The sequence below is a fragment of the Kluyvera sp. genome (assembly GCF_047971185.1).
Lineage (GTDB): Bacteria > Pseudomonadota > Gammaproteobacteria > Enterobacterales > Enterobacteriaceae > Kluyvera.
Genome location: NZ_JBKDZH010000049.1, coordinates 1 through 23,824 on the forward strand (window position 1 = coordinate 1; position 23,824 = coordinate 23,824).

Genomic DNA, 23,824 nt, shown 5'->3' on the forward strand with positions numbered 1-23,824 from the left:
AGCAATTCCGAGGCGCTTCAATTCTGCCTCCATCACATCGACAAGCGCAACCAGCATTTGTGGCCATTGGTGCTCAAGCTCACCGACAGGGATATTGTCGATATGGTCAAGCAACTGGTGAATGGCCGGGTCGTGTTCAAAAAGCTCCGACTGTTGTGACATAAACCCTCCTCAAGGTAAGTGCACAGTCAGTATACAAAAAATCCCGCACGTTGGCGGGATTGTTGATGACATCAGCTGTCACGTTTGCATGGGTGAAGCTTGAAGAATTTTATATCGTCATGGAGATACAATTTTTTCCCCGATTTATCGACTATAAAAAACTTGATGACTGCCGGGTTACGCATTGAAGCAAATGTATACGAAGTTCCATGCACAGAAATTTCTTTGTCATTCTCTGGTGACGGCGGCTCTGTCTGCACATAGGTATCACCATCATCAAGATTCTGCCAGGAAACCAGGTCAACGCCCATATGAAGCTTGATGCCGTTACATGTCCAGAAGCCAGATGCAGGGTCTTTCTTGCCCGACTCCTCTGCCGCATAAGAGGCCAGACTAACTACCATTACGACTATTGCTAACAAATACTTCATATAACCCCCTTAAAAATAATGATTAAAATTTATCACCGTTTTGCTTGAAAAGCATTTACTGATAACGTTTCCCCGTGGCGTCATCATGGTCACAAAGAGCCGGGATAATTTTCTAACAGTGAGATAGTTGAATGAAACTCGATCTTGATAAAATGAAGAAGTTGCTAAATTGTTTTATTGAATCTCCAGAACCCTACATCACCCTTAAAGAACTTGGTCTGTTTGACATCGATGAGAAGGAACAGAACATATTGATTGCCCACTTGCTACTTCTGGCCGAGAACGGGTTCGTCAGTAGTCTCAAACTGGAGACAGGCTTTGAATCATTAGGCCTACATCCGTCGCATAGAAGCACAGGCATCTCATGGAATTTTGCAATCAAACCAATACGGTTGACACAAGCGGGACATGATTTTGCTGCTGTATTAAATCAACGCCCCGTATTTGAAAAATTGAAAGAAGAAGCGCAGGAGGCTCCAGTCGCCCTCCTGCGCAAGATCGGCAGTGCGCTTGCCGAAAAATTGCTGAAAGAAAAATTAGGGCTGGGGGACTGAAGGTAATAGATCCGCCAATCGAGCTGCTGCAATTGCAGCAGCATCATATTCACCAGCAGCCATAGCCTGTGTTTTGATTGTTTCCAGATTACAAACAACACGGTACAGATTCATTTTTGACATCAGTTCAAATTTATAATCACGAACCAGCTCAGCAATGACGGGTACACGATAAACAGGGTCAGTATTTTTTAACAAATCGTGAATTACCCCACCCCCTCTGGCCAACCGCTTGCAATCAGTTCGGCCGCATGAACTTCAGTGTGCGACACCTCACGAATGTTGCTAGATTCTGGTTTCATTTTGCCCCCTTGCAAATACTCAACATGTTCTGGTAACGCTCACATACACTGTCGTAAGTTGGTTTAATACCGGTGTCAGGTAAACGCTCAAGCATGCACCGCATATGCCACCGTTTCAGACTTTCCAGAACAGTTCTGGCTTTCTCGTCACGCAGCCAGTTCAGCTTTGCCACTCCTTCGCCGCCGTTCTGCTGGCGGGTAATGCGTTTAACGTAAGCATCAATCGCGGTTGTGTCGTTACTGGTGACGAACCCCTGATTGTACATGGTGAACCATACCGCACGAATTTTGCCGGCAATCCCTGATGATGCTTTAGGTTTAGATGATACAGGCTTAAATCCTCTCGCCTTCAGTGCATCAAGAACGGCCTGCAGCTGCGATGCGCTCATATCGCGGCAACTTCTCTTACCGGGTACAACCGAGCCCAAAAAGACGCGATAGGTTTCATCGTCAAGGCCCAGAGAACGCCGCGCCACGTGGATCAGTTTGATGGTATTAGCACGCATCAGCCATTACCTCGCTCAGTGGTGTAACAAGCTCTAGCCCGTCGATTTTCTTAAACTGGCGAACCAACGATGCAGCGGTGCTGAAATGACATACCCAGTACTCCACTACCTCATGGAGGTGCGCATTTTCCTTCTGTTTTAACCAGCGCTTGCCGTCTCTGGTTTTTGATGCACGGCGAATGATAGACGCACCTGGTTTGTAGGTCTTACGACGCCAGACAACCTTTGTTACAGGGCGAAATTCTTTATGTGACGGCCACCCCCACGCTTCACTGCGGGTATCATCAATCCAGACTATTAACGCCAATTTATTCTCAGAGACCATCGCCTTATAAACTGCAATTTTTTCCCCTGAAGACAACTTAAACTCAACCCTGCTGTACAAACCACCAAGTGTATTTTGGATGCCTTGCCATTGTTTCTTTGTGATAGTGGTAGTCATTTGCGACTCCTGAAATAGGTTGAGGTAGCGAAAAACAACAGCTCCAGCACATCAAACAGCCACCAGAGCGTGATGCACCCAATCAGCGCCATCAGAGTGAACGGCCAGGCTACAGCCGCAACCAGAGCGCTGATTGAATCAGTCTCTTTATCCATAATTCCGCTTCCACGCAGCGCAGCAACGAGAATGAAGGTCAATATGCCGCCAGCGATATAACAAACAATGACGATTACCATCAGGCAACTCCTTGCACATCAATAGGCAGGTATCTAAGGACATCTCGGGTAATAATCTGCCCGGTTCTGGCGCACTGAAAATGCCCCATTCGAATGTCGATTAATGCACTTTCAAATTGTGGCCAGCCCTGCATCTGCTTTTTGTCATCAAGCTCAACGAGAACAAGCACCGTTTCAGCTGACCGTGGCCCGGAAGCCAGGTACATCACACTTCGGGGAATCTCAGTACCCTCAATCCATCCAAATGAGCGGCGAGCGGCCACCGGTGATTTGCTACGGATAATGTCGTAATAACCGTTACGCTCTTTCAGCTCGGAACGTGCCACCGCTTTGCGTAGCGCCTTGATAAGCAACTGGGCACTGGTTCCCGTCGCACTGACCAGTTGCAGACAGGTCATTTCGCCCTTATCGGACAGCACGGCTTTGATTGCATCGATCATCATTTGTCTCCCCGGCGCTGTTCTGCCTGTTGCTGTTCGCGGATCATGCTTTGTGCTGCATGCATCAGAACGGCGATACAGCGGCGAGTTCTTGCAGCAGCCAGGCGCTTACTGGATTGTTTGTCCTGATAGAGAGCCTGAGCCAAATCAAGTTGCTCAATGGCCTCTTCAAGCAAGCTGGATACAGACTGGAAAACAGGCAATACGGCATCAGGTAACTCTGCCCCCACGCGCTGAGACAGACGGGCCATTTTTCGGGATTTATGCTGGTCAATCATGTCACTCATTCCATTGTGGCGAAGCTGCTCAATCATAATTTCAACGTCGGCAGCTTCTTCGGCGATACGGTTGCCATTCGCTTTATGATTAACAAAACGAGTGCACGCAGCGGCTAACTCATTACATTCTTCAGCTGTTGCCAGCACCTGACGGTCATATCCCCACATAGCCAGGGCAGCATCGAAAATATGAGGCTTATTCATCGTCTTCATCCTCCATGTTGTCATCCGCCGGTTTCATGGTGATCGGGAAAGACTGGAACTGAAGAAGTGCCAGTTGGACACCAATTCGGATGAAACGGGCTTCTTTGGTGTCAGCCCCAAATTCAATCACCTCGTTATCGCCTAATTCACCCATTTGCAAACAGATATCAGCGTCCCTGTTGTCAATAATCATCTGGCATTTATCAACGCGATTTTGATGCCAGGATTTCAGGTCGATAATCATCGAAATTAATTGTTGTTCGGTCATAAAATATTCCTTTTGCTGAATTCGGCGCGAACGAATCCCTGACGCAAGCGCCGAAATAAAACAGAGTTAATTAAATATATGCTTTAAATATCGGCAGTCTGCTCAAACGGAATAATTGAGAAATCCTCTATTCCCGATTTGACTGTAATACCAGCCACACCAGCTACTGCCAATGGCTCGTTGAGGATGGCCTCTTTGTTGATCTCCTGCTTAGTTCGGATAAAACGCGACAACCCCAGGCGAGTCAGTGTTTCCATCACCGCATCAGGCCCACGAACGGAGACTGACGGTGGGCGGATACGCCACTGAATATCGCCAGTCACCAGATTGGCGGTTTTGACTTTGCCATTGCTGGTCAGGTCATCACGATTGGCTTCACACCAGCCCTGAACACCTTTCGAAAGCGTTTCGACATCTGCTTTAAGCGGCTTGATAAGACCTGCGTATTTCTCGGTAATAACAGCGATTTCGTCATTCATCGCCGATTCAAGCCGGGTAGCTTCACGCTGCAGGTCACCAATTTTACGGATATCTGTGATTACCGCATCCCGAGACTGAGATACGTAATTCGCCGCTGCGGCTTTAATGCGTTTCGGTTTTGATGCCATTATCTTTCTCCTGATAAATAATCTGAGTAGTAACGCTGTTATGCATTACGATTTTGTAATAAACGCCGCCACAAAATGGGCAGGACGTGAATGAACTCCAGCTTTCCCCATATGCAGCTGTCATTGTTTTTACTTCGAGTACACAACATGGGCACTTGTATGTAGTCAATGGGACCAACTCCTTTTCCAGATAGAGAACCCAGTTGAGATAGCGAGTTATACGATCGCTTTTATCCATAAATTATCTCCAGATAATCCGGCAACCATTGAAACTGGCTACCCACACGGAGCGGGAACCTGAATTGTTACGCTCAACAATACGCACAGCACTGTTTAGCAGTTCAGCCGGAGGACATGACACCTCCAGAACGGGACGTGAACGGGTCTGGCGAAACTCCGTAACCAGACAGCCTTTTTGGTTCAACAACGCCTCTGTTGCCATCGCTTGCTGAATATGAGAAGAGATCAGTTCACTAATCACGGCATTATTCCTCCACGATTTCAGCATGCCCCAGTTCAAGCATTGCTGAATGAATGTGGCCAGAGTTAACCGGCTCGCTTTTACCACTGGCATAGATATGGGCCAGCGGCAGAATATGGGAGAGAGAGCGCAGAGCGCCTGGGCGCTTTGCAATCGCGCGTAACAGCTTGCGTTCGTCGCGGCCTTCAACCTTCCATGCGTCGCAGAAAGCATCAACATCGGCGGCCAGCACGTTGTTGATGACAATTTTCTTCGCCACGCGAGAGAACAAACGCGCAAAATCGACGGTGCGACTACCACCGGTCAGGCGGTCATAGACTTTATGGTTGCCGATAAATGCCAGCCCGATGCCGCATTCTTCCTGGAGGATGCGCAGCTCTTCGATGGCGTCATAGTTCAGCCAGTCCGCTTCATCAATGATGACCAAGGCATTGGTGTCGCGCAGCCGGCGACGCAGCAGACGGGATAACGCGCCGCGCTGATAAGGCGCATCTGAAATCCCCATCTCCAGCGCCAGCTCATACATAGTTTCCAGCTCGTTCGTGCGGGACTTGCTCGCAGTAAGACGCCAGACGTTGTTGCCTGTACGGGTGTATTGCTTCAGCGCTTCCGACTTGCCCACACCAGGATTCCCGTAAACGAGCGCGATGGTATGGGTCAACTGGGCGTAGGTCAGTGCGGCCGTGATTTTTTCAGAGGTCGGCGTCACAACATAGTCAGGGATTTCCGGCAGCGCACTCTGGGCAGTTTTACGGGACTCAAGCCAGGTGCTGATTGATGCCGCCACGGCATCATTGTCGCCCTTATATTTACCGTTAATAAACTGAGAAAGGGCAGACGAAGACACCCCGGTTTCACGCGACAGCGCAGCACCAGAAATGGTTTTGTCATCAATCAGACCTTTTACGGTATTACGGATTACATCATGGTTAATTTGCGTCATCGTTTTTAATCCTGTATTTTTTCATTGTTAATACGGTTTTAAACACTTCTCAAAAGCGGCGGCTCAAACGTCGCTTTTTTATTTCTTCGACTTGCTGACACTTTTCATCAGCGTCTGGAAAATCACATCGTTCTCGTTCTGATGATCCTGGACTTCCTGAACTTTTTTCAGTGCATTACCCTGGGCAAAGACACGTTCAACAACATGCCGCTGCGGTGGTTCTGGCGGTGCAACTTTTGGTAGCAGATCGTTAACCTCGATTGCCGTCATGCGGCGTTGAGCCTTGGCTGCGCGTTTGGTATGGGTCATCATCTGCTTACGCTGGCGGCTATGTTCGCGACCTGTTTCGGTATCGCCGAACGCAACAGCTGAGCGGCATTCCGCCATACAGAGGAAGCGGCCATCAAGGTCGTAGCACGCCACTTCGCTGTGAAGGTTGCGAGGGTCGAAACGCACTGTAATTTTGCGCTGGCGAATATTGGCCAGAAGCGGATTCCAGTAGCTGTTTTTGCGGCCATAAAGAGTGCCGCCACATTGCAGGAAGAATTCACCCGTGGTTTTCACCGTTACGGCTTCCGCTGGCAGCATCAGCTGGCGGATCTGTTCTTCACTGAGGCGCGTGACAACCGCATTGCTGTAACTGCGCTCAAATGCCTGGTCAAATGACAGCTCACCCTGACACATCTCAGTTTCACGGCCGACACGCGCGTTATATAGGGCGATCCCCTCGTTGACAGCGGAAAGGAATGTCTCAACATCAACAACCCGGTCACCGTAATTGTCCGGTTTATTCTGGGGGTTCGGGCCAGTATATGCCCCGGCCAGAGAAGGATGTTTATCGATATAATCCCCCAGACCACCGATACCAAATGCACGTTCAATCGGTTTTGCCTGGCCCCAGCCTTTACCGCCAATCACGCTTGTCCAGTGCACCTGAATACCGAGCATCGGCAGAATACCCATCGGATCATCCGGCTTAACTTTGAAGCGATAGCGGTTAGGAACACCACCTGACAGCCATTTGTTAGCCGCTGCGCGGGTGTTATCGATGGTGACATGTTCAGGCTTGCCGAATTCTGAAATGGCATCCATCAGGGACAGGCGAATGCTGTCGCTGTTTTCAGAAACGTCAGTACGCCAGCCAATAATTTTGCGGCTATGAACGTCCTGCCAGACCCACGTTTTTGGGCGGATCACTTCACCGTTGTACCACTGCACGAATACGTTGTGCTGGTAACCATCGCCGTTTATCCATTCCATCGCATGCAGCTGCGCGACAGTGCGCTGCTGGCTCGGAAACATACGCGCCAGTGCGTTATCACCTTTGCGGGTGGCGACAATGACTCGTGCATCAATTTCGCGTTCAACACGGCGGCGCAGCGTGCGTTCAGATGGGATTTCCCAGCCGTACTCACGGGCAGCGACCTGAAGAAGTTCATAGGACTTTGTGAAGCATGGCTCTTCCGGGCGCAGATAATCGCCAAGGAAGAACTGCCAGGCATCTTCGCTGATTGGCGCTTCGCGGTTGGTTTTGCACTTCTCACGCAGACGGCGGTCAAGCAGAACGGGTGCCCAGACGTCACGGCTGCGGTTCTGTACGCGGTAATACAGGTTACGCAAAGAGCCTTCGCTCATATGCAGTTTCATGGCCGCTGTTCTCAGAGCCAGGCGCAAAGACAGACCTGAATCGACCAGCTCCGCGACAAGAGAAACAGCAGTAGTACGCTGCTCAGCACGCTGGCGCTGTTCGTTGGTCGCACCTTCCCAATGCTTCCAGAGCTGCTGGCGCTCGAAGTTATGTGCAGAGTCAGCATTACCCTTAGTGCGTTCAGGCAGAGAGATAACGCCAGAAGATGTTTCCACCATGCCTTTAGCGGAGAGTACCTCTGCACGTGCTTCAGGTGGTAAAGCAGAAATGTGGTATTCAAACGCTTTAGTACCAGCACGTTTGCGAACAAGTTGTGGGGCATTATCAGTTATTTTTTTCAGGCTATATCTCAGCCCCTGCAGAGTGGTTGGTAGTCCAGGCACTCCCACTAATTCATTAACAGTCACAAACATTTCACTAATCCTTGTTGTAACGGCTTGGCCAGATTGATGCAGGTTCTGTATTGAGCGCATCAGCGATGATGCGCTCCCCTTTTGGATATGATCTTGCCAGTGCATTTTTCAGCGTATCGGGTTTCAGTCCGGCACTGACGGAAAGGTAACGCATTGTGAAACCACACTTATGAAGCGCGGCAACAATGTCAATGCGATGCCAGTCACGCTGTCCTTCATTTCTTTGCATCTTTCGATTACCCTAAAAAGTTATCCATGCGGATAATCCGCACGGGTTATCCGTTGGGATAAGTATTGATCCACATTGAGCACAAGTAAAGAAAAAAACACAACATAGTTTGTTTCTTTGAGTTTTTGATGTGCCTGTGTGAGCTTCAAATTCAAAATCAATTAGTTAATGGGAATAGCAATGCAAGAACATAAAAACAAAAAACTTTCTTTGGAGTCCCTTGAAAAAGAAAGCATTTCAGAGAGATTGAGGGTGCTCATTGGCTCTAGAACTGTTCGTGCAGCAGCCGAAGAGTGGGGGTTACCGTTTTCCACATTAAACAACTACCTTACAAGAGGAACTGAGCCGCCACTCAATGTGGCATTAAGAATTGCCAAGATTGAAAACGTACCGGTTGAATGGCTTGCCGAAGGTATAATTTTCGTAGAGGAGGTGCACAAGGGGTCTAGCGTTGAAAACCTTCAAAATCGCCTTATTGAAGAAGGTTATGAAGGCGTTAGCCTGGCCTTTACAGCAACGCCCGCTACATCTATTGATGGAGCGATCTCATCCGCATGGTCTTTGATTTTTGACTCGCTGGATGCTGAAGAGCGTTATGAACTCGTGCATTTATTTTTCAGGATTGGCGCTAGAGGTGTTCTTCAAAATCTGAAGGGGCTGGAAGCTAATGATAAGACGTGGTCAAACCTCAGTGAATCTGAAAAAGAACGCTTGATTCGACTTCATGAGCAGTTGAAAAAAGGGCCACCTGAGGATGATAGCAGCGTAGCCGAGGCTGACCTGTCCAGTAAAAACCAGAAGGCCGGCTAAATTATTCATATGAACAACTTAACCGGCCTGATTGACGTTGTGAGTTGACTCTAATCAAACCGTGCTACCCCACGATCAAGGCAGTACCTAACGATTACAAAAAGCTTCCAAATGGTACCAAGCAAGTTACACAATTAATGATATTTAAACGCTGTATGAAGCCATTAAATACTGTGTATTAGCGTTACAGTTTTATGTGTCATAAGTATGCAAGCGCTCGGCGGTGATCTAATTTTGACAATGAACAATCCGTCGCAGCACACAAACAAGCATATTGCCGCCAAGCCTTAATTCGCCTGACTTTGTCCCACCAGATCCCGCTTTCTTTCACCTGTTCCCGGATTCGTTCCGATGTTCACTACATAACTGTCACCTTACATCCAGTCGATTGCCGATGGTCGTCTGTATCAGGCCAAGCAGGGGGGGCGTAACCGGGTATGCGCTGAAGACCCCGCGACGTAGACAAAAGATAAAATCATAAATTTAGCTTATGGATAAGCTTGATGATCAGATAAATCTCAAAAAAAAGAGGGGTGGCAGGCGACAGCGTAAATTGCCATCTGCTTGATTTAACTCGATGTTATCAAAACAAGTCAGGAAGCATGACTACGAAGTCATACATATTTATTAGGTGAATAATTCTTGTCATTCAACATAAACAACGATAATGTTTCATCCACGTCAGGTTTCCTGATGTAACGAATATTTCAATGCTTCTTGCTTCGGCAAGGTTGATCCCGACGCAGACGTGTCGGGATTTTTTTGCCTCTAGCGCGTCACCTCAGTCACGCTGAAGTCATGGACGTCCAGCTCGAAGGCTTCCGCCAGCTCACGCCAGGTATGGTATTCACGACCGTCGACGCTCACGTGGTGAGGGTCGCTCGACGAACGGTGAATTTCGCTTTCGCTGATTTCGTTGATGGCCGCCAGCAGCGCATCGACGTTGACCCCGCGAGGGTCGATCGCTGATTTCATCACAGATACCCTTTTTACCGCTCCCTGTATAAGTATACATTCAGCGCATAATGTTGCTCATTTTTTGTTCAATTTCTACGATTGGTGGATATTTCGCCGGTTGGTCCGCGGAGCCGCTGTCAGCACGCCTATTTTGTTCTACACTGGGAAAAACCAATCAGGAGAGGCGTTTATGCAAGTTAACGATCGTGTGACGGTCAAGACCGATGGGGGGCCGCGTCGCTCCGGCGTGGTACTGGCCATTGAACAGTTCAATGAAGGGACGATGTATCTGGTGGCGCTGGAAGATTATCCGCTGGGCATCTGGTTCTTCAACGAAGCGGGCCACCCTGATGGGATTTTTGTTGAGAAAAGCGAATAGCCATCAATCATCTGGCGGTAACCCTACCGCCAGTTTCCCTGCTGTGGATGCCCTAGCGCATATTGACGAAAATGCCGGAGGTGACGTTTTCTGCCAGGCGCACAACATGATAGATAACCTGTTTGTTATGCGTTTTAATTTTCTTCTTAATATTACCCTTATGTGACGATACGGTTTTGGCTTTAATATTCATCTGATCTGAAATCTGAATCGTGCCTTGTCCTGACATCCACATTTTTAACATGCTTGATTCTGTCCTGCTCAATGACAGAGTAGACATATTAGTTTGCTTTACGTCAGATTTTTCTTTTTTCAGATAATTCCCCAGAATGCTGTCCAGGGTTTCCGGTTTTATCGATTTGGAGCTTATTAGCAGATTACTCCGCACCATCAGGTATTCGTCAAAATGAATATTGGCAATTGCCATAAAAACAATGAATAAAGTCCTGGGATGTTGATTAATGATCTGCTTGATATGCAGGCTACTCTGCACGTCATGGATGAAGCAGTCCTCATTAATGAACACGACAGATGGACGGCGAGACGCACAAAGTTCAGTAAGTCCTTCTACGCTCTCAACATTGTCAATATCTCTTTTTTTTACTCCACGACTGGCCAGGTATCCGGTTAACCCTAGCCGCGTATAACTGCATAGATCCATAATAATCGTTGACATGGCATACCCTCACTCAATGCGTAACGATAATTAACCCATTACCCCTCGAACTTCATCGTCGCAATGAACCTAATGAAAATAAAATAATTGAGAATGAAGACGATCAGGCGGCATCAACTATCCCGTAAAGTTACGTATAATTTGCCAGGAATCATCTCAAAGTAAAGTAAATGTTAGGTTATGTGAAAGACGTAAAAACAAATAACCCGCGCCAGCGATATGCTGGTAGATGTTTTTGCGATTTTACTTTAGGAATTTCCTTATAATAACCAGGAAAGTACTATGGAGAATTTATACGTGGTAACTCACTGATAATATCAGCTAATAGATCAAAAATTTCGCTAAATAAGTGTTCGCAGAAGGGGGCGACCAGCGGCATTAATGCCGCCATCAGCAGAATGCCGACGGTCAGGGTAATGGGAAAGCCGATAACAAACACCGACAGCTGCGGAGTCATACGGTTCAGCATCCCGAGCGCGAGGTTAACCGTCAGCAGCAGCGTGATGATCGGCAGAGCGAGCATCAACCCGTTGAGGAAAATCATCCCGCCCGCGCGGGTCAGCGCCAGAAACGCGTTGCTGTTAATCGGCTCACCGCCAATCGGCAGGGTGTGGAAGGTGTCCACCAGCAGCGAAATCAGCCACAGGTGGCCGTTGAACACCAGGAACAGCAGCATCGCCAGCATATCCAGAATGCGCGCCAGTACCGGCATGTTGAGGTTGCTGCCCGGGTCGACAAAGGTGGCGAACGACAGCCCCATTTGCAGGCCGATAATTTCGCCGCAGGTCCGCACGGCGGCAAAGGCAAACTGCATGGTAAAGCCCAGCGCGATGCCGATCAGAATCTGTTGCAGCGCCAGCCATAAGGCGCCTGCGGAGAAGATGCTCACTTCCACCGGCGGCAGCGAGGGGGCAATCACCACGGTGATGACGATCCCCAGGCCCACCTTCACCCGTTTAGGAACGGAGCGTTCGCTGAGGATCGGCGCGGTGGTAATCAGCGCCAGCACGCGCAGCAGCGGCCAGAAGTAGAGGCCGAGCCAGGAAACCCACTGGTCGCTGGTGACGTGCAGCATGGCGCTTAACCGATGATATAGGGCAGGTTGTTAAACAACGTGCGCACGTAATCGAGCAGCAGATTCAGCATCCACGGCCCGGCGACAATAATCGCGATAAAAACGGCGATGATTTTGGGAATAAACGACAGGGTCATTTCGTTAATCTGCGTTGCTGCCTGCAGAATACTGATGATCAGACCGGTAACCAGCGACACCAGCAGCAGCGGGGCGGCCAGCGCCAGCGCCACCTTCATCGCCTCGGTGCCGATCATCATGACGGATTCAGGGGTCATCGGTGCTCCTTAACTGTAAAAACTTTGCGCCAGCGAACCGACCAGCAGCTGCCAACCGTCGACCAGCACAAACAGCATCAGCTTGAAGGGCAGGGCAATGGTGGCGGGCGGCACCATCATCATCCCGAGCGCCATCAACACGCTGGCGATCACCAGGTCGATAATCAGGAACGGAATGAAAATGGTGAAACCAATCTGGAACGCGGTTTTCAGCTCGCTGGTGACGTAGGCGGGCAACAGAATGCGCATCGGCACCGCTTCCGGGCCCTGAATCGGCGCGCTGTTGGCGAGGCGGGCGAACAGCGCCAGGTCGGCTTCGCGCGTCTGGCGCAGCATAAATTCACGCAGCGGCTGCGCGCCTTTGTCCAGCGCCTCCTGCATGGTGATTTTGTCTTCGCTAAACGGCTGATAGGCGTCGGTATAAATTTTATCGATCACCGGCGACATGATGAAAAAGGTGAGGAACAGCGCCAGCCCCAGCAGCACCTGATTCGGCGGCGCGGACGGCGTGCCCAGCGCGTTACGCAGCAGGCCGAAAACGATGATGATGCGGGTAAAGCTGGTCATCATCAGCAGAATTGCCGGGATAAAGGTGAGCGAGGTGATAAACACCAGCGTCTGTACCGGCAGCGACCAGCTCTGTCCGCCGTTGGCCAGCGGCTGGCTGATCAAGCCCGGAAGCTGGGCAAAAGCAGAGGGTGAAAGCAAGAACAGCCCGCTCAGCGCAAGGGAATAAATACGGCGCATCAGGATCTCCCGGGACGCTTAAGCATGTTTTTCATCAGTGAAGCAAATTCCGGCGTGGCGGCCTGCGGCGGCTGGCTATCCTGCGGCGCGGGCGGCAGCGTATGCAGCAGCGTGACCTGCTGGGCGGTAACGCCGAGCACCAGTCGGGCATCCTCGACGTTGACAATCACCACCCGCTCGCGCGCCCCCAACGACGCGCTGGCGCTGACCTTCAGCGCGCTGCTGGACCGGCCCTGAACCGTGCCGGGCAGCACGCGTTTGACCACCCAGGCGGCGGCCAGAATCAGCACGATAATACCAAGCAGCGCGCCGCTCACCTGAATCAGCGGCGAGGTCATCGGTTCATTGGCGTGCGCCACCGTGACCGGCGTGGCGGTGTGGCTGGCCGACGCTGCGTGCGACGGCGTCATAACGGGCGCGGAGTGGGTGGCGCTCATATCAGCGGCTCAGACGGCGCATACGTTCAGACGGCGTGATGATGTCGGTAATGCGCACGCCGTATTTATCGGCGACCACCACCACTTCACCTTGCGCAATCAGGTAACCGTTGATCAGAATATCCAGCGGTTCGCCCGCCAGACCGTCCAGCGCCACCACCGAACCCTGCGTCAGGCGCAGCAGCTCCTTGATGGTCATCCGCGTGCGGCCCAGCTCCACGGTCAGCTTGACCGGAATATCCATAATCAGATCGATATCCTGCAACGTCCCACTGACGTCACCGCCGCCCAGCTGCTGGAAAACCGCATCGGCGGCGCTTTTGCCGGAGGTGGATTTTTGCTCGTTCAGCGCTTCAGCCCACAGATCGTCCACGGATCCGCTGTTGTCATCGGGTGGAGTATTCATATCACTCATTTGGGCTGTTCCTCGTTCAGCGAATTCAAAATCGGGTTGATCAAATGTTCTACACGCAGCGCATACTGCCCGTTAACGGTGCCGTACTGGCTGGTTAATACCGGTACGCCGTCGACGTGGGCAATAATGCGATCGGGCTTGTCTATCGGCAGAACGTCACCGGGTTTAAGTTTGAGTATTTGTGACAGTCGCAGCGAGATATCGGCGAAGTTCGCCACCAGTACCAGCTCGGAATGCTGCACCTGGCGTACCAGGTTTTCGCGCCAGTTCTGGTCCTCGTGGCGGGAGTTTTCCAGCGGCGGGTTCACCAGCAGCTCGCGCAGCGGCTCAATCATGCTGAACGGCAGGCAGATGTTAAATTCGCCGGTCAGGTTGCCAATTTCCACGTGGAACGGGGTGTTAACCACAATATCGTTCGGCGAGGTGGTGATGTTGGTGAACTTCACCTGCATCTCTGAACGGACGTACTCCACCTCCAGCGGGTTAATCGCTTTCCAGGCATCGCTATAGCCTTCCAGCGCCAGCTTGAGCATGCGGTTAATCACTCGCTGCTCGGTGTGGGTGAATTCGCGGCCTTCCACCTTGGTCGGGAAACGGCCATCGCCGCCGAACAGGTTGTCCACCGCGATAAACACCAGGCTTGGCGAAAACACGACCAGCCCGGTACCGCGCAGCGGCTTCAGGTGAATCAGGTTGAGGTTAGTCGGCACCGGCAGGTTGCGGGCAAACTCGTGGTACGGCTGAATGCGAATGGCCCCCACGGTAATGTCCGGGCTGCGGCGCAGCAGGTTGAACAGCCCCATACGGAAGTGGCGGGCGAAACGCTCGTTGATAATCTCCAGCGCCTGCAGCCGTTCACGGACTACGCGGCGCTGGGTATTGGGGTCGTAGGGGCGAATGTCGTCTTCGCCCTTCGCGCCCGCCAGCGGTTCGCTCGCACTGTCGCTGTCGCCGTTTAACAGCGCGTCGATTTCGGCCTGAGAAAGAATACTGTCGCCCATGGCTCTACCGCAGAATAAAGGCTGTGTACAGAACATCGGTGATGTCCTGTTTCGGCTGGCCGGCAATCAACGGCGCGCTCAGCGTCTCTTTAATATCGCTGGCGAGCTGCTTTTTACCGTCATCGGTCGCCAGCTTCGTGGCGTCCTGACGCGACAGCAGCAGTAACATACGGCTGCGCACTTCCGGCAGATAGTCGTTCAGACGGGCGCGGTCGGCTTCAGATTTCATACGCAGCGTGACGCCGACGTACAGCACGCGATCGGCATCGCCGAGGTTAACGGTAAAGGTATCCAGCGGGAAAAAGACCGGTGCGGCCGGCGGCGGCGCTTCTTTCGCGGCGGCCGGGGCGTTCTGATGCTCTGTACGCCAGTAGCTGTAGCCTGCGGTGGCGCAGGCGGCGAGCGTTACCAGCACCAAAAGTGGGATCCAGAGCGAGCGTTTGCTCTTTTTATTGATAGCGGTGTCAGTCATCTGATGCGGTCTTCCTTTTTACTACTGCTTATCCAATGATTATCCCGCCTCCCGCGCCGGTCAAAGCGTGGAAAAGACGGGAATAATCATGTTACCTCTGGCGTTTAAGCGAAGATGTCTACCGCGTTATCGCCGCGGGAGGCGGCGTGCAGGGCAGCAGGGACGGCCAGCATATCGCCGTCGTCGTGTCCATCGCTGGCGTTGGCGTCAGCGCGTGAGGCAAAAGACTGCTGGGAGGAAGATTGCTGCTGCTGGCCGGCAAAGCCGTCGCTGCTGATGTTGCTCTGCCCCAGCTGAATGCCGCTGTCTTCAAGCTGGCTGCGCAGCACCGGCAGCGCGGCTTCCAGCGCCGCGCGCACGTGGCTGTGCGGCGAAGCCATCTGGATCTGCGCAAGGTTATCTTCCACTTTCAGCGTAATGTGCACCTGGCCTAGCGATTCGGGGTGCAGGCGCAGCTCGGCGGTCTGCTGGCCCTGACGGGTGAACAGAGTGATGTGCTGGCTGACGTTCTGCTGCCAGTCCGGCGTGCCAAGCTGCGCATGAACGCTGGCGCTGGCGGCGGCCGGCGCGGCCAGTGAACTGCTGCTCTGGGCGGCAACCGGCGATAGCGTAGCCGTCGGCGCGGTTGAGGTTGATGTACTCTCCGCTTCGGCTTTCTGCGCCGGGATCACGAAGGCGGCATCGGCCGACAGCGCGCGGGCATCGGTTTGTGGCTGGGAGGCCGGAGCGCTTTTCACATCAATCAAGCCATCGGCCTTCGCCCCGTGACGCTTCAGGGGCGCGCTTAACGCGTCCAGCGTGTCGCCGGTGGTCGCCGCGGAGGCGCTTACCGTGGTCTGCGGGGCCTGTGGCGGCGTGGGCAGCATTGCCATCAGCGCGTTCAGGCTGTTCAGCTCGTCATCGCTTAGTTTGCCGTCATCGGCGTCGCTCTCTTTGGCGCTGGCCTTCTCTTTACCCGACGACAGCTCGCTTTTGAGGTGCGCCGCCAGCGAGCTGAGCAACGATTGCGCATCGCTCTCAGCGGCGATGTCGGTCGCTACATCGGTTTGCGCGGTGGTGCGCGCGGCTTCCTGCTGCACCAGCCACTCGGTGATGGATTGACCTTTGGCTTTGACATCGCGCAGTGTCGCCGCGTCGTCGGCGGACAGCTGCACGGTTTTCCCTGTGCCAGCCGTCTCGCCGGTTTGGGTTAATGCGCCCGCCAGCAGAGCCAGAAAATCCTCGGCGCCGCCTGCGGTTTTGGCTGCGGTGTCGGCCCCGGCGAGATTTGCATCGCTGATAGCCAGGTTAGGCAGAGTGATCATTCTGGTTTCCTCATGGTCGCACGTTGGGCAAATTCATCCATCTTCTTCTGATCCAGACGGTTTTCCGCCAGCAGCTCCGCAGAGGCCTGCCGGTCCTGAAGCGTTTGCCATGCCTGCAAACGCTGCTTTTTCTCGCGCCAGAAGTTCAGCGCCTGTTCCACTTTGTTGTTCCACTGGATAAGCTGCTGACGATGCTGGTCAATGGCTTTTTCCAGCGTCTGAATGAACTGCTGGTAGTTTTGCCAGCGCAGGCTGGCGATCCCCTGGGTCATGTCGTTATTCAGGCTGTTCTGGTATTCAAGCTGATAGTCCATCAACATTTTGAGCTGTTCTTCCGCCTGCTGGCAGCCGCGTCGCATTTCGCCCAGCACCAGGGCGGCGTTATCGACATCGGTTTCTGCCAGTTCTTTAAGCGTTGCTAATGCACCGTGCTGCGCCATATTGGTGATCCTCTTGCTTCACTATGACGTGGGGAAAATCAATTCCAGCGCCTGGATTGATGATTCCCAATCTGCCTTTTCAAGAATGCCTTGCTGCAAAAATGCTTCCAGATGCGGCCAGAGCGTAATGGCTTTGTCCAGCATCGGATCGCTACCTTTGGCGTACGCACCGACGCTAATCAGGTCGCGGTTACGCTGGAAACTGGAGAGCAGCTGTTTGAAATTGCGCACCCGCGCGTAGTGCTGCTCGCTAATCAGCGCGGTCATCGCGCGGCTGATGGAGGCCTCGATATCAATCGCCGGGTAGTGACCGGCTTCGGCCAGCCGTCGCGACAGCACGATGTGGCCGTCGAGAATGGCGCGGGCCGAGTCGGCGATCGGGTCCTGCTGATCGTCACCTTCGGTGAGTACGGTATAAAACGCGGTGATCGAACCGCCGCCGGTGATGCCGTTCCCGGCGCGTTCAACCAGCGCGGGCAGCTTGGCGAAGACCGAAGGCGGGTAGCCTTTGGTGGCCGGCGGTTCACCGATGGCCAGCGCGATCTCGCGCTGCGCCATGGCGTAGCGGGTCAGCGAATCCATAATTAACAGGACGTGCTGGCCGCGATCGCGGAAATCTTCCGCCACCCGGGTGGCGTAGGCGGCCCCCTGCATACGCAGCAGGGGAGAGACGTCGGCGGGCGCGGCAATCACCACCGATCGCGCGCGGCCTTCGGTGCCGAGAATATTCTCGATAAAGTCTTTGACCTCGCGGCCACGTTCGCCGATCAGCCCGACGACAATCACGTCGGCGCGGGTATAGCGCGCCATCATGCCGAGCAGCACGCTTTTGCCGACGCCGGAACCGGCAAACAGCCCCATACGCTGGCCGCGTCCGACGGTTAGCAGGGCGTTAATCGGCCGCACGCCGGTATCCAGCACGTGCTCAATCGGCGTGCGCTGGAGCGGGTTGAAGGGCGCGGTGATCAGCGCGCCGGTTTCGGTGGTATCCGGCGCGGGCAGGCCGTCGAGCGGCTTACCGCTGCCGTCGAGCACGCGGCCAAGCAGCGCCGGGCCGAGCGGCAACTGTTTCCCGCTTTGCAGGCCATCGCCGACGGTGTTGCGGGCGTAAACCCGTGCGCCGGGTAAAATGCCTTCCACCTCTTCAAGCGGCATCAAAAACAGACGATGACCGTTGAAACCCACTACTTCGGCCTCGACCTCCTGCACCTCAGCGCCCTGTTGGCGTTCGATAATGCAGGTCGCGCCGAGCGGCAGCTGCAGCCCGGTGGCTTCCAGCACCAGCCCGGTAGCGCGGGTGAGGCGCCCGTAGCGGCGCACGGCGGGCAGCTGAGCGATGCGCGCTTCAACGTTGTCGAGCGTATTCAGCCAGCGGCTCAGGCGCACGGTCATCAGCAGGCCCCCGGTGCCGCCAGGCGGCACAGTTCCTGCCAGCGCGTCGCGACGCTGGCGTCGAGATCGCCTTCATCGGCGGAAACTTTACAGCCGCCGGGATGCAGCGTCGGGTCGCCGCGCAGCCGCCAGCCGTGCAGATTCAGGGTGGCGCCCAGCATCTCTTCGACGCGCGGTAAATCCTCCGGGCTCACCCGCAGCTGCGGCTTGCCGCTGAACAGCGGTTCCTGCTGCAGCAGCGCCTGAATCTGTTTAATCAGCGCCGTGTTGTCGACGGCAGGGACCTGGCCGACGATCTGCCGCGCCGCTTCCAGCGCCATCTGCATCAACCGCGAGGCGATGACGCTGTCCAGGGCATCGAGAGTGTGCTGAAATTCGCTCGCCAGCTGCTGCATGCGGGCATGAATCGGCGCCTGATCCTGTTTGGCCTGCGCCAGACCTTGTTCCAGCCCCTGCGCCAGCCCTTCCTGATAGCCCTGCTGCTGACCGGCGGCGTGGCCTTCCCGCAGCCCGGCCTGATAGCCCTGTTCATGGGCCTGAATTTGTAGCTGGGCCAGCTGCTGCTGTTGCAGCTGCTCGGCGGAAATTTCCTCCTGCTCGGCGTCCGGCTCGTCGAGGGTGAGCGGGGTAAACTCCACCTCCATCGGCGGTGACAGATCGTCAGGCTGCCAGACCTTCCACGGCGTGGTATCAGACATAGGTATCGTCTCCGCTGCCAATCACCATCTCGCCGGTTTCGGCCAGGCGACGCACGATAAGCAGAATCGCTTTCTGTTCGTTCTCGACCTGCGACAGACGTACCGGGCCACGGTTGGCGAGATCGTCGCGCAGGATATCGGCGGCACGCTGCGACATATTGCGCAGGAACTTCTCGCGTAGCGGCGGCTCGGAACCTTTGAGCGCGATAAGCAGCGATTCGGAATCCACTTCCTGCAGCAGGCGCTGGATGCTGCGATCGTCGACCTCGACCAGGTGTTCGAACAGGAACATCTCGTCGAGAATTTTCTGCGCCAGCTCGCCGTCGAATTCGCGTACCGCGGTAATAACCGCTTCTTCCTGCTGCGTTTTCATCAGGTTGATAATTTCGGCCGCCGTTCTCACGCCGCCCATTTTGCTGCGCTTGAGGTTCTGGCCGTCGAGCAGGCCGTTCAACACTTCGGTCAGCTCCGCCAGCGCCGCCGGCTGCACGCCGCCGAAGGTGGCAATACGCAGCATCACGTCGTGACGCAGACGCTCGTCGAACAGCGCCAGAATATCCGCCGCCTGGCCACGCTTGAGGTGGACCAGGATGGTGGCGATGATCTGCGGGTGCTCGTCGCGGATAATATCGGCGGCGCTCTGCGGCTCCATAAAGTTGAGCGTTTCGATCCCGCTGGTGGTTTCGCGGGTTTCGAGAATATCCTCCAGCAGGCTGGAGGCGCGCTCTTCGCCCAGCGCCTTGACCAGCACCGAACGCAGATACTCATTGGCGTTGACGCTCAGCGCCGCGAACTGCTCCGCTTCTTGCTCAAACTCGGCCAGCACGTCGGTCAGCTGTTTGTTTGAGATCTGCTTGATGCCCGCCATGGCGGTACTGAGCTGCTGCACTTCACGCGTGTTGAGGTGCTTGAACACCTCCGCCGCGCGGTCTTCGCCAATCGTCATCAGCAAAATGACGCTTTTGTCGATTCCGGTAAGATTACTCATGGTCGTTATTCATCCATTGGCGAATGACCAGCGCTACCACGCGCGGATCGTTGTCAGACATTTCGCGAATACGCTGGCTCATGACCTCGGCGCTCAGACGCTGATTGGCGCGGCGTTGCTGGGTCTGTTCATCTTTGCTGAGGCGAACCTCAACTGCTTCCTGAATTTCCTGCTGCGCTTTCGCTTTTTCCACCGCGGCCTGCGCCACCTGTTCACGGCGGGCGAGCTGCGGTTTGATGGCTTTACGCCACAGCAGCCAGGCAACGATCAGCACCAGCAGCCAGCGACCGGCGGACATCAGCTGATCGATAAACGACTGTTGCTTCCAGAACGGCAGCTCGCCGCTGCTGTCATCGGTGCTGTTAAACGGCGAGTTGACCACGTTCAGGGTGTCGCCGCGCTGCCCGGAGAAGCCCATCGCCTCGCGGGTTAAATCTTCAATCTGCTTCATCTGATCGCTGGTCAGCGGCAGCGGTTTGCCGTCCGGCAGATTGCGATAGTTGACCACCACCGCCACCGACAGGCGCTGGACGTCGCCCACGTTCTTTTTGGTGTGCGAAATGGTGCGATCGAGCTCAAAGTTGCTGGTTTCGCTGCGCTGGGTGTTGCGCGGACCGCTCGCGTTGGTGGTGGTGGTACGGGCGTTAGCGTTCTGCGCGTTGGCCTGGTTTGCCGGCGGGTTGGCGATCGGTGCCGACGGGGCAGGGGGCGGGGTATTAGACAGTGCCCCCGGTACGCCGCCCGGATACGGGCTGCCGACCTGGTCATTTTCGCTCACCTGACGCGAGCGAATGGCGGCCTGGTTAGGGTCGCCGTTCGGGCGGTACTGTTCGTCGGTTTGCTCTTTATTATCGAAGTTAACCTGCGCGGTGACCTGAGCGTGGACGTTGCCGTTGCCGACAATCGGCCCGAGGATCGCTTCAATGCGGCGCTGGATACGGCCTTCCACGTCGGCGGTGTACTTCAGCTGCGCGTCGTTCAGGTCGCGGGCGCTGGTGTTGGACTGGGTCAGCAGATGGCCGCCCTGATCGACCAGCGTGACGTTGCCCGGCGGCAGGCCGGCGACGGCGCTGGAGACCAGGTGAACGACCGCGGAGATTTGCCCTTCATCGAGCGCACGGCCCGGTTCGAGGTTGACGGTGATGGAGGCGGACGGTGATTTCTGCTCGCGCACGAACAGCGACGGTTTCGGCATCGCTAAATGCACGCGGGCGCTTTTCACCGGGCCGAGGGTTTCAATCGTCCGCGACAGTTCGCCTTCCAGCGCGCGCTGGTAGTTCACCTGCTCGCTGAACTGGCTGATGCCGAATTTTTCCTGATCGAGTAGCTCAAAACCGACCGCGCCACCTTTCGGCAGCCCTAGCTGGGCCAGACGCAGGCGCAGCTCATGCACTTTGTCGGCGGGTACTTCCAGCGCGCCGCCGTTATCGGCGAAACGATAGGGGACGTTCATCTGGGTCAACTGGGTGACGATGGCCCCGCCGTCCTGATCGGACAGGTTACTGAACAGCGTGCGATAGTCCGGGGACTTCGCCCACAGCACCATCGCCACGAGAATCGCCACCGCGGCGGCACTGGCCACCATCAGCGGAATTTTTGGATTAGCGCGCAGGCGGTTGACCCACTCTACCGTTTTATTTTGCGGCGTAGCCGTAGCACTCGCGCTCATTGCGCACCTCGTCGATCCTGATCAATGGCGTTAAACGTAAACGAAAACAAAGCAGACTCCCTGGCGCAAAACACATAAAGACAGCGATGCCATTATTTGATGCTTCGGGAAATTCGATGGGCCAAATAACCCGTTTTTATAGCGTTAATTAGCGCCTTTATCTTATTGACAAACTGTTAAGCTCGTTCACAGGTTAAAAACAATCCGGGAGTTAACATGGCGATTCAGGGTATTGAGGGCGTGCTGTCACAGATGCAGGCAACGGCGTCGATGGCGCGCAGTCAAAGCGTGGATACGCAGCCAACTATCAGCTTTGCCGGCCAGCTGCACGCGGCGCTAGACCGCATTAGCGACACGCAAAACAGCGCCAGAACGCAGGCAGAGAAGTTTTCATTGGGCGAGCCGGGCATTGCCCTGAACGATGTTATGACCGATCTGCAAAAAGCGTCCGTTTCGCTGCAAATGGGGATTCAGGTGCGGAATAAGCTGGTAAGCGCCTATCAGGAAGTGATGGGCATGCAGGTTTAGGTTTCGTTACTCTCTCAATGGGGTTTGATGTTGAGAGAGTTCCATCATTCGTCTTTCCCCCCTTCAGCGCGTTCCTACCACGTCTATTCCTGAGTCTTTTCCGTGAAACCCCCGCAAATTTAACGCTATAATGTTCCTGTTTTTTTCTCCCGGAACAGGATGAATAATGAAAAAATTAGCCATTGTGGCGGCGCTGATTGCGCTGGCGGGCTGCGCGCAGATTGACAACTACTCAACCGTGGTCAAATCACCTGCGCCGGCGGGGCTGGCGGGATACTGGCAGACCATGGGGCCGCAGCGCGCGCTGGTCAGCCCGGAGGCGATGGCCAGCCTGGTTGTGACCCGCGACGGCGACACGCTGGACTGCCGCCAGTGGCAGCGGGTGATTGCGCAGCCGGGTAAACTGACCCTGCGCGATAGCGACGTGTTAAACGTCACCAATAAGCTGGATGTTTATCCGGTGGAGCGGGAAGGCAATACGCTGAAGTATGACGGTATGACGCTGCAGCGGGTTGAGCGCCCCACGACGGAATGCGCTAACGCATTGATCAAAGCGCCGCTGTCGTCGGTGCTGCCGTAAAAGTTTGTCGCTCCGGCATCAGACGTGCCGGAGCGCGTTTCATCAGTGGTTCAAATCGACGTTATCCTGCGGTACCAGCACCTGGCCGCCCTGATTGCCGTAGGCGGTCATCACCGTTTTCTGAATCGATGATTGCCCCACCAGTTTTGCCAGCTCGTCCATGCGGGCCTGCAACAGGCGTTTTACGTTATTTTCGTTATCCAGCACTTGACGCAGCAACGGGCGAAGCTGTTCCTGAAGCGGGTCGGTGGGCTGAGTTTCCCGCGTCAATTGAGCAATCTTTTGCACCGCATTCACGTACTCCATTTCGCTGGCGATTAATTCATCCCACAGACCCTCCGTGGCAAGCCGCAGCATCAGATTGCTTTTTTCAACCAGCTTTTGGTACGACAGATAAAGGTGCGGTGCATGGCTCATTAGACGGCGTCCTGAATCAAGTTAGGCGTAAGTAAAGATTCCTTCCAGGCATCGGCGATGTTGCGGATTAAGGCCTCAACTTCTTCAACGGCGCTAACATCATTGTGCAGGTTGGCCTGCAGAAGGCGTCTGACCATATAGGCGTAGAGCGACAGCAGATTCTGCGTCAGCTCGTCGCGGCTATCCTCATCAAGGCCAACCTTCAGCCCGTTTTCGATAATATTGATGGCTTTCGACAGGGAAAGCCCTTTCCCCTGCTGGTTGCCGTCCTGCATAAACAGGCGGGCGCGGATCAGCGCGCTGAGCGCGCCGTCGAACAGCATGGTCACCAGCTGTTGCTGACTGGCGCTCATCACGGCGCTTTCCACGCCAATCTGTGCGTAGGCCTGCGTACCTTTTGCCCCGTACATGATGTCTCT

General features: G+C 54.4%; 34 protein-coding genes. 5 read left to right on the plus strand and 29 right to left on the minus strand.

Annotation, left to right across the window (positions count from 1 at the left end; all coding sequences use genetic code 11):
• Nucleotides 1–233: 233 nt before the first annotated feature.
• The gene (locus ACK5JN_RS13670) at nucleotides 234–593 is read right to left on the minus strand and encodes a hypothetical protein (RefSeq protein WP_416870687.1); all 360 of its coding nucleotides are present in this window, start codon (nucleotides 591–593) and stop codon (nucleotides 234–236) included.
• Nucleotides 594–724: 131 nt separating this feature from the next.
• On the opposite strand from ACK5JN_RS13670, the gene ACK5JN_RS13675 reads away from it, so the two are divergent.
• Nucleotides 725–1,147: a DUF2513 domain-containing protein gene (locus ACK5JN_RS13675; protein WP_416870688.1), complete on the plus strand. Its 423-nt coding sequence runs from the start codon at nucleotides 725–727 to the stop codon at nucleotides 1,145–1,147.
• On the opposite strand, the gene ACK5JN_RS13680 is transcribed toward ACK5JN_RS13675, so the two are convergent.
• The 11 genes from ACK5JN_RS13680 to ACK5JN_RS13730 all read right to left on the minus strand — a co-directional run bounded on the left by ACK5JN_RS13680 (nucleotide 1,130) and on the right by ACK5JN_RS13730 (nucleotide 8,145).
• Nucleotides 1,130–1,345: a hypothetical protein gene (locus ACK5JN_RS13680; protein WP_416870689.1), complete on the minus strand. Its 216-nt coding sequence runs from the start codon at nucleotides 1,343–1,345 to the stop codon at nucleotides 1,130–1,132. The genes ACK5JN_RS13675 and ACK5JN_RS13680 overlap by 18 nt on opposite strands.
• Before the next feature lie 100 nt (nucleotides 1,346–1,445).
• Complete coding sequence (locus ACK5JN_RS13685) at nucleotides 1,446–1,955, minus strand: gp16 family protein (RefSeq protein WP_416870690.1); 510 nt, start codon at nucleotides 1,953–1,955, stop codon at nucleotides 1,446–1,448.
• Nucleotides 1,945–2,397 carry a hypothetical protein gene (locus tag ACK5JN_RS13690; RefSeq protein WP_416870691.1) on the minus strand — a complete coding sequence of 151 codons (453 nt, stop codon included), beginning with the start codon at nucleotides 2,395–2,397 and terminating at the stop codon, nucleotides 1,945–1,947. Before ACK5JN_RS13690 ends, ACK5JN_RS13685 begins: the two co-directional genes overlap by 11 nt.
• Nucleotides 2,394–2,633: a hypothetical protein gene (locus ACK5JN_RS13695; RefSeq protein ID WP_416870692.1), complete on the minus strand. Its 240-nt coding sequence runs from the start codon at nucleotides 2,631–2,633 to the stop codon at nucleotides 2,394–2,396. Before ACK5JN_RS13695 ends, ACK5JN_RS13690 begins: the two co-directional genes overlap by 4 nt.
• The gene (locus ACK5JN_RS13700; protein WP_416870693.1) at nucleotides 2,633–3,076 is read right to left on the minus strand and encodes a hypothetical protein; all 444 of its coding nucleotides are present in this window, start codon (nucleotides 3,074–3,076) and stop codon (nucleotides 2,633–2,635) included. Before ACK5JN_RS13700 ends, ACK5JN_RS13695 begins: the two co-directional genes overlap by 1 nt.
• Nucleotides 3,073–3,555, minus strand: coding sequence for a hypothetical protein (locus ACK5JN_RS13705; protein ID WP_416870694.1), 483 nt, complete (start codon nucleotides 3,553–3,555; stop codon nucleotides 3,073–3,075). Before ACK5JN_RS13705 ends, ACK5JN_RS13700 begins: the two co-directional genes overlap by 4 nt.
• Nucleotides 3,548–3,823, minus strand: a complete 276-nt coding sequence (locus tag ACK5JN_RS13710; protein ID WP_416870695.1) for a hypothetical protein — start codon at nucleotides 3,821–3,823, stop codon at nucleotides 3,548–3,550. Before ACK5JN_RS13710 ends, ACK5JN_RS13705 begins: the two co-directional genes overlap by 8 nt.
• An 83-nt stretch (nucleotides 3,824–3,906) precedes the next feature.
• Nucleotides 3,907–4,431: a host-nuclease inhibitor Gam family protein gene (locus ACK5JN_RS13715; RefSeq protein WP_416870696.1), complete on the minus strand. Its 525-nt coding sequence runs from the start codon at nucleotides 4,429–4,431 to the stop codon at nucleotides 3,907–3,909.
• 485 nt (nucleotides 4,432–4,916) lie between these two features.
• Nucleotides 4,917–5,855: an AAA family ATPase gene (locus ACK5JN_RS13720; protein ID WP_271458447.1), complete on the minus strand. Its 939-nt coding sequence runs from the start codon at nucleotides 5,853–5,855 to the stop codon at nucleotides 4,917–4,919.
• 78 nt (nucleotides 5,856–5,933) lie between these two features.
• Complete coding sequence (locus ACK5JN_RS13725) at nucleotides 5,934–7,916, minus strand: transposase domain-containing protein (protein WP_416870697.1); 1,983 nt, start codon at nucleotides 7,914–7,916, stop codon at nucleotides 5,934–5,936.
• A gap of 4 nt (nucleotides 7,917–7,920) precedes the next feature.
• A complete protein-coding gene (locus ACK5JN_RS13730) occupies nucleotides 7,921–8,145 on the minus strand; it encodes a helix-turn-helix domain-containing protein (RefSeq protein ID WP_271440439.1) in 225 nt (74 codons plus the stop codon).
• A gap of 180 nt (nucleotides 8,146–8,325) precedes the next feature.
• Here ACK5JN_RS13730 and ACK5JN_RS13735 point away from each other — a divergent pair, with 180 nt between their 5' ends.
• Entirely contained in the window at nucleotides 8,326–8,955 is a 630-nt protein-coding gene (locus ACK5JN_RS13735) for a hypothetical protein (RefSeq protein ID WP_416870698.1), read from the plus strand.
• Between the two features lie 768 nt (nucleotides 8,956–9,723).
• Here the strand turns inward: ACK5JN_RS13735 and ACK5JN_RS13740 are convergent.
• Nucleotides 9,724–9,930 carry a YodD family protein gene (locus ACK5JN_RS13740; protein ID WP_416870699.1) on the minus strand — a complete coding sequence of 69 codons (207 nt, stop codon included), beginning with the start codon at nucleotides 9,928–9,930 and terminating at the stop codon, nucleotides 9,724–9,726.
• A gap of 172 nt (nucleotides 9,931–10,102) precedes the next feature.
• Here ACK5JN_RS13740 and dsrB point away from each other — a divergent pair, with 172 nt between their 5' ends.
• Entirely contained in the window at nucleotides 10,103–10,291 is a 189-nt protein-coding gene (dsrB, locus tag ACK5JN_RS13745; RefSeq protein WP_416870700.1) for a protein DsrB, read from the plus strand.
• A 52-nt stretch (nucleotides 10,292–10,343) separates the two neighbouring features.
• On the opposite strand, the gene rcsA is transcribed toward dsrB, so the two are convergent.
• The 14 genes from rcsA to fliF form a co-directional block, all read right to left on the minus strand.
• Entirely contained in the window at nucleotides 10,344–10,967 is a 624-nt protein-coding gene (gene rcsA / locus ACK5JN_RS13750; protein WP_416870701.1) for a transcriptional regulator RcsA, read from the minus strand.
• Nucleotides 10,968–11,247: 280 nt separating this feature from the next.
• Nucleotides 11,248–12,042 carry a flagellar biosynthetic protein FliR gene (fliR, locus tag ACK5JN_RS13755; RefSeq protein WP_416870702.1) on the minus strand — a complete coding sequence of 265 codons (795 nt, stop codon included), beginning with the start codon at nucleotides 12,040–12,042 and terminating at the stop codon, nucleotides 11,248–11,250.
• A gap of 5 nt (nucleotides 12,043–12,047) precedes the next feature.
• Nucleotides 12,048–12,317: a flagellar biosynthesis protein FliQ gene (gene fliQ / locus ACK5JN_RS13760; RefSeq protein ID WP_416870703.1), complete on the minus strand. Its 270-nt coding sequence runs from the start codon at nucleotides 12,315–12,317 to the stop codon at nucleotides 12,048–12,050.
• Nucleotides 12,318–12,326: 9 nt separating this feature from the next.
• Entirely contained in the window at nucleotides 12,327–13,064 is a 738-nt protein-coding gene (gene fliP, locus ACK5JN_RS13765) for a flagellar type III secretion system pore protein FliP (RefSeq protein WP_416870704.1), read from the minus strand.
• A complete protein-coding gene (gene fliO / locus ACK5JN_RS13770; RefSeq protein ID WP_416870777.1) occupies nucleotides 13,064–13,474 on the minus strand; it encodes a flagellar biosynthetic protein FliO in 411 nt (136 codons plus the stop codon). The genes fliP and fliO overlap by 1 nt, the downstream gene beginning before the upstream one ends.
• A 28-nt stretch (nucleotides 13,475–13,502) precedes the next feature.
• Nucleotides 13,503–13,916 carry a flagellar motor switch protein FliN gene (gene fliN, locus ACK5JN_RS13775; protein WP_064544530.1) on the minus strand — a complete coding sequence of 138 codons (414 nt, stop codon included), beginning with the start codon at nucleotides 13,914–13,916 and terminating at the stop codon, nucleotides 13,503–13,505.
• Complete coding sequence (fliM, locus tag ACK5JN_RS13780) at nucleotides 13,913–14,917, minus strand: flagellar motor switch protein FliM (protein WP_416870705.1); 1,005 nt, start codon at nucleotides 14,915–14,917, stop codon at nucleotides 13,913–13,915. The genes fliN and fliM overlap by 4 nt, the downstream gene beginning before the upstream one ends.
• A 4-nt stretch (nucleotides 14,918–14,921) precedes the next feature.
• Complete coding sequence (gene fliL / locus ACK5JN_RS13785; RefSeq protein ID WP_416870706.1) at nucleotides 14,922–15,389, minus strand: flagellar basal body-associated protein FliL; 468 nt, start codon at nucleotides 15,387–15,389, stop codon at nucleotides 14,922–14,924.
• A 104-nt stretch (nucleotides 15,390–15,493) separates the two neighbouring features.
• Nucleotides 15,494–16,693: a flagellar hook-length control protein FliK gene (locus tag ACK5JN_RS13790; protein WP_416870707.1), complete on the minus strand. Its 1,200-nt coding sequence runs from the start codon at nucleotides 16,691–16,693 to the stop codon at nucleotides 15,494–15,496.
• Nucleotides 16,690–17,133, minus strand: coding sequence for a flagellar export protein FliJ (gene fliJ / locus ACK5JN_RS13795; RefSeq protein WP_064544537.1), 444 nt, complete (start codon nucleotides 17,131–17,133; stop codon nucleotides 16,690–16,692). Before fliJ ends, ACK5JN_RS13790 begins: the two co-directional genes overlap by 4 nt.
• 21 nt (nucleotides 17,134–17,154) lie before the next feature.
• Nucleotides 17,155–18,525, minus strand: coding sequence for a flagellar protein export ATPase FliI (fliI, locus tag ACK5JN_RS13800; RefSeq protein WP_416870708.1), 1,371 nt, complete (start codon nucleotides 18,523–18,525; stop codon nucleotides 17,155–17,157).
• On the minus strand, nucleotides 18,525–19,223 hold the full coding sequence (gene fliH, locus ACK5JN_RS13805; protein ID WP_416870709.1) for a flagellar assembly protein FliH: 699 nt from the start codon (nucleotides 19,221–19,223) through the stop codon (nucleotides 18,525–18,527). The genes fliI and fliH overlap by 1 nt, the downstream gene beginning before the upstream one ends.
• Entirely contained in the window at nucleotides 19,216–20,211 is a 996-nt protein-coding gene (gene fliG / locus ACK5JN_RS13810) for a flagellar motor switch protein FliG (RefSeq protein ID WP_416870710.1), read from the minus strand. Before fliG ends, fliH begins: the two co-directional genes overlap by 8 nt.
• Complete coding sequence (gene fliF / locus ACK5JN_RS13815; protein WP_416870711.1) at nucleotides 20,204–21,880, minus strand: flagellar basal-body MS-ring/collar protein FliF; 1,677 nt, start codon at nucleotides 21,878–21,880, stop codon at nucleotides 20,204–20,206. Before fliF ends, fliG begins: the two co-directional genes overlap by 8 nt.
• 216 nt (nucleotides 21,881–22,096) lie before the next feature.
• Here fliF and fliE point away from each other — a divergent pair, with 216 nt between their 5' ends.
• Nucleotides 22,097–22,408: a flagellar hook-basal body complex protein FliE gene (gene fliE, locus ACK5JN_RS13820; protein WP_416870712.1), complete on the plus strand. Its 312-nt coding sequence runs from the start codon at nucleotides 22,097–22,099 to the stop codon at nucleotides 22,406–22,408.
• A 166-nt stretch (nucleotides 22,409–22,574) separates the two neighbouring features.
• Nucleotides 22,575–22,988 (plus strand): lipoprotein YedD, encoded by a 414-nt coding sequence (yedD, locus tag ACK5JN_RS13825; protein WP_416870713.1) that lies wholly within the window; start codon nucleotides 22,575–22,577, stop codon nucleotides 22,986–22,988.
• Between the two features lie 42 nt (nucleotides 22,989–23,030).
• Here yedD and fliT read toward each other — a convergent pair whose 3' ends face one another.
• Together fliT and fliS are read right to left on the minus strand one after the other, a co-directional pair.
• Nucleotides 23,031–23,405 carry a flagella biosynthesis regulatory protein FliT gene (fliT, locus tag ACK5JN_RS13830; protein WP_271447391.1) on the minus strand — a complete coding sequence of 125 codons (375 nt, stop codon included), beginning with the start codon at nucleotides 23,403–23,405 and terminating at the stop codon, nucleotides 23,031–23,033.
• The gene (fliS, locus tag ACK5JN_RS13835; RefSeq protein WP_416870714.1) at nucleotides 23,405–23,815 is read right to left on the minus strand and encodes a flagellar export chaperone FliS; all 411 of its coding nucleotides are present in this window, start codon (nucleotides 23,813–23,815) and stop codon (nucleotides 23,405–23,407) included. The genes fliT and fliS overlap by 1 nt, the downstream gene beginning before the upstream one ends.
• Nucleotides 23,816–23,824: the final 9 nt, after the last annotated feature.

Coding starts and splice junctions, on each gene's coding strand:
- ACK5JN_RS13670 (WP_416870687.1), bottom strand. CDS start 593: ATGAAGTATTTGTTAGCAATAGTCGTAATGGTAGTTAGTCTGGCCTCT.
- ACK5JN_RS13675 (WP_416870688.1), top strand. CDS start 725: ATGAAACTCGATCTTGATAAAATGAAGAAGTTGCTAAATTGTTTTATT.
- ACK5JN_RS13685 (WP_416870690.1), bottom strand. CDS start 1,955: ATGCGTGCTAATACCATCAAACTGATCCACGTGGCGCGGCGTTCTCTG.
- ACK5JN_RS13690 (WP_416870691.1), bottom strand. CDS start 2,397: ATGACTACCACTATCACAAAGAAACAATGGCAAGGCATCCAAAATACA.
- ACK5JN_RS13695 (WP_416870692.1), bottom strand. CDS start 2,633: ATGGTAATCGTCATTGTTTGTTATATCGCTGGCGGCATATTGACCTTC.
- ACK5JN_RS13700 (WP_416870693.1), bottom strand. CDS start 3,076: ATGATGATCGATGCAATCAAAGCCGTGCTGTCCGATAAGGGCGAAATG.
- ACK5JN_RS13705 (WP_416870694.1), bottom strand. CDS start 3,555: ATGAATAAGCCTCATATTTTCGATGCTGCCCTGGCTATGTGGGGATAT.
- ACK5JN_RS13710 (WP_416870695.1), bottom strand. CDS start 3,823: ATGACCGAACAACAATTAATTTCGATGATTATCGACCTGAAATCCTGG.
- ACK5JN_RS13715 (WP_416870696.1), bottom strand. CDS start 4,431: ATGGCATCAAAACCGAAACGCATTAAAGCCGCAGCGGCGAATTACGTA.
- ACK5JN_RS13720 (WP_271458447.1), bottom strand. CDS start 5,855: ATGACGCAAATTAACCATGATGTAATCCGTAATACCGTAAAAGGTCTG.
- ACK5JN_RS13725 (WP_416870697.1), bottom strand. CDS start 7,916: ATGTTTGTGACTGTTAATGAATTAGTGGGAGTGCCTGGACTACCAACC.
- ACK5JN_RS13730 (WP_271440439.1), bottom strand. CDS start 8,145: ATGCAAAGAAATGAAGGACAGCGTGACTGGCATCGCATTGACATTGTT.
- ACK5JN_RS13735 (WP_416870698.1), top strand. CDS start 8,326: ATGCAAGAACATAAAAACAAAAAACTTTCTTTGGAGTCCCTTGAAAAA.
- ACK5JN_RS13740 (WP_416870699.1), bottom strand. CDS start 9,930: ATGAAATCAGCGATCGACCCTCGCGGGGTCAACGTCGATGCGCTGCTG.
- dsrB (WP_416870700.1), top strand. CDS start 10,103: ATGCAAGTTAACGATCGTGTGACGGTCAAGACCGATGGGGGGCCGCGT.
- rcsA (WP_416870701.1), bottom strand. CDS start 10,967: ATGTCAACGATTATTATGGATCTATGCAGTTATACGCGGCTAGGGTTA.
- fliR (WP_416870702.1), bottom strand. CDS start 12,042: ATGCTGCACGTCACCAGCGACCAGTGGGTTTCCTGGCTCGGCCTCTAC.
- fliQ (WP_416870703.1), bottom strand. CDS start 12,317: ATGACCCCTGAATCCGTCATGATGATCGGCACCGAGGCGATGAAGGTG.
- fliP (WP_416870704.1), bottom strand. CDS start 13,064: ATGCGCCGTATTTATTCCCTTGCGCTGAGCGGGCTGTTCTTGCTTTCA.
- fliO (WP_416870777.1), bottom strand. CDS start 13,474: ATGACGCCGTCGCACGCAGCGTCGGCCAGCCACACCGCCACGCCGGTC.
- fliN (WP_064544530.1), bottom strand. CDS start 13,916: ATGAGTGATATGAATACTCCACCCGATGACAACAGCGGATCCGTGGAC.
- fliM (WP_416870705.1), bottom strand. CDS start 14,917: ATGGGCGACAGTATTCTTTCTCAGGCCGAAATCGACGCGCTGTTAAAC.
- fliL (WP_416870706.1), bottom strand. CDS start 15,389: ATGACTGACACCGCTATCAATAAAAAGAGCAAACGCTCGCTCTGGATC.
- ACK5JN_RS13790 (WP_416870707.1), bottom strand. CDS start 16,693: ATGATCACTCTGCCTAACCTGGCTATCAGCGATGCAAATCTCGCCGGG.
- fliJ (WP_064544537.1), bottom strand. CDS start 17,133: ATGGCGCAGCACGGTGCATTAGCAACGCTTAAAGAACTGGCAGAAACC.
- fliI (WP_416870708.1), bottom strand. CDS start 18,525: ATGACCGTGCGCCTGAGCCGCTGGCTGAATACGCTCGACAACGTTGAA.
- fliH (WP_416870709.1), bottom strand. CDS start 19,223: ATGTCTGATACCACGCCGTGGAAGGTCTGGCAGCCTGACGATCTGTCA.
- fliG (WP_416870710.1), bottom strand. CDS start 20,211: ATGAGTAATCTTACCGGAATCGACAAAAGCGTCATTTTGCTGATGACG.
- fliF (WP_416870711.1), bottom strand. CDS start 21,880: ATGAGCGCGAGTGCTACGGCTACGCCGCAAAATAAAACGGTAGAGTGG.
- fliE (WP_416870712.1), top strand. CDS start 22,097: ATGGCGATTCAGGGTATTGAGGGCGTGCTGTCACAGATGCAGGCAACG.
- yedD (WP_416870713.1), top strand. CDS start 22,575: ATGAAAAAATTAGCCATTGTGGCGGCGCTGATTGCGCTGGCGGGCTGC.
- fliT (WP_271447391.1), bottom strand. CDS start 23,405: ATGAGCCATGCACCGCACCTTTATCTGTCGTACCAAAAGCTGGTTGAA.
- fliS (WP_416870714.1), bottom strand. CDS start 23,815: ATGTACGGGGCAAAAGGTACGCAGGCCTACGCACAGATTGGCGTGGAA.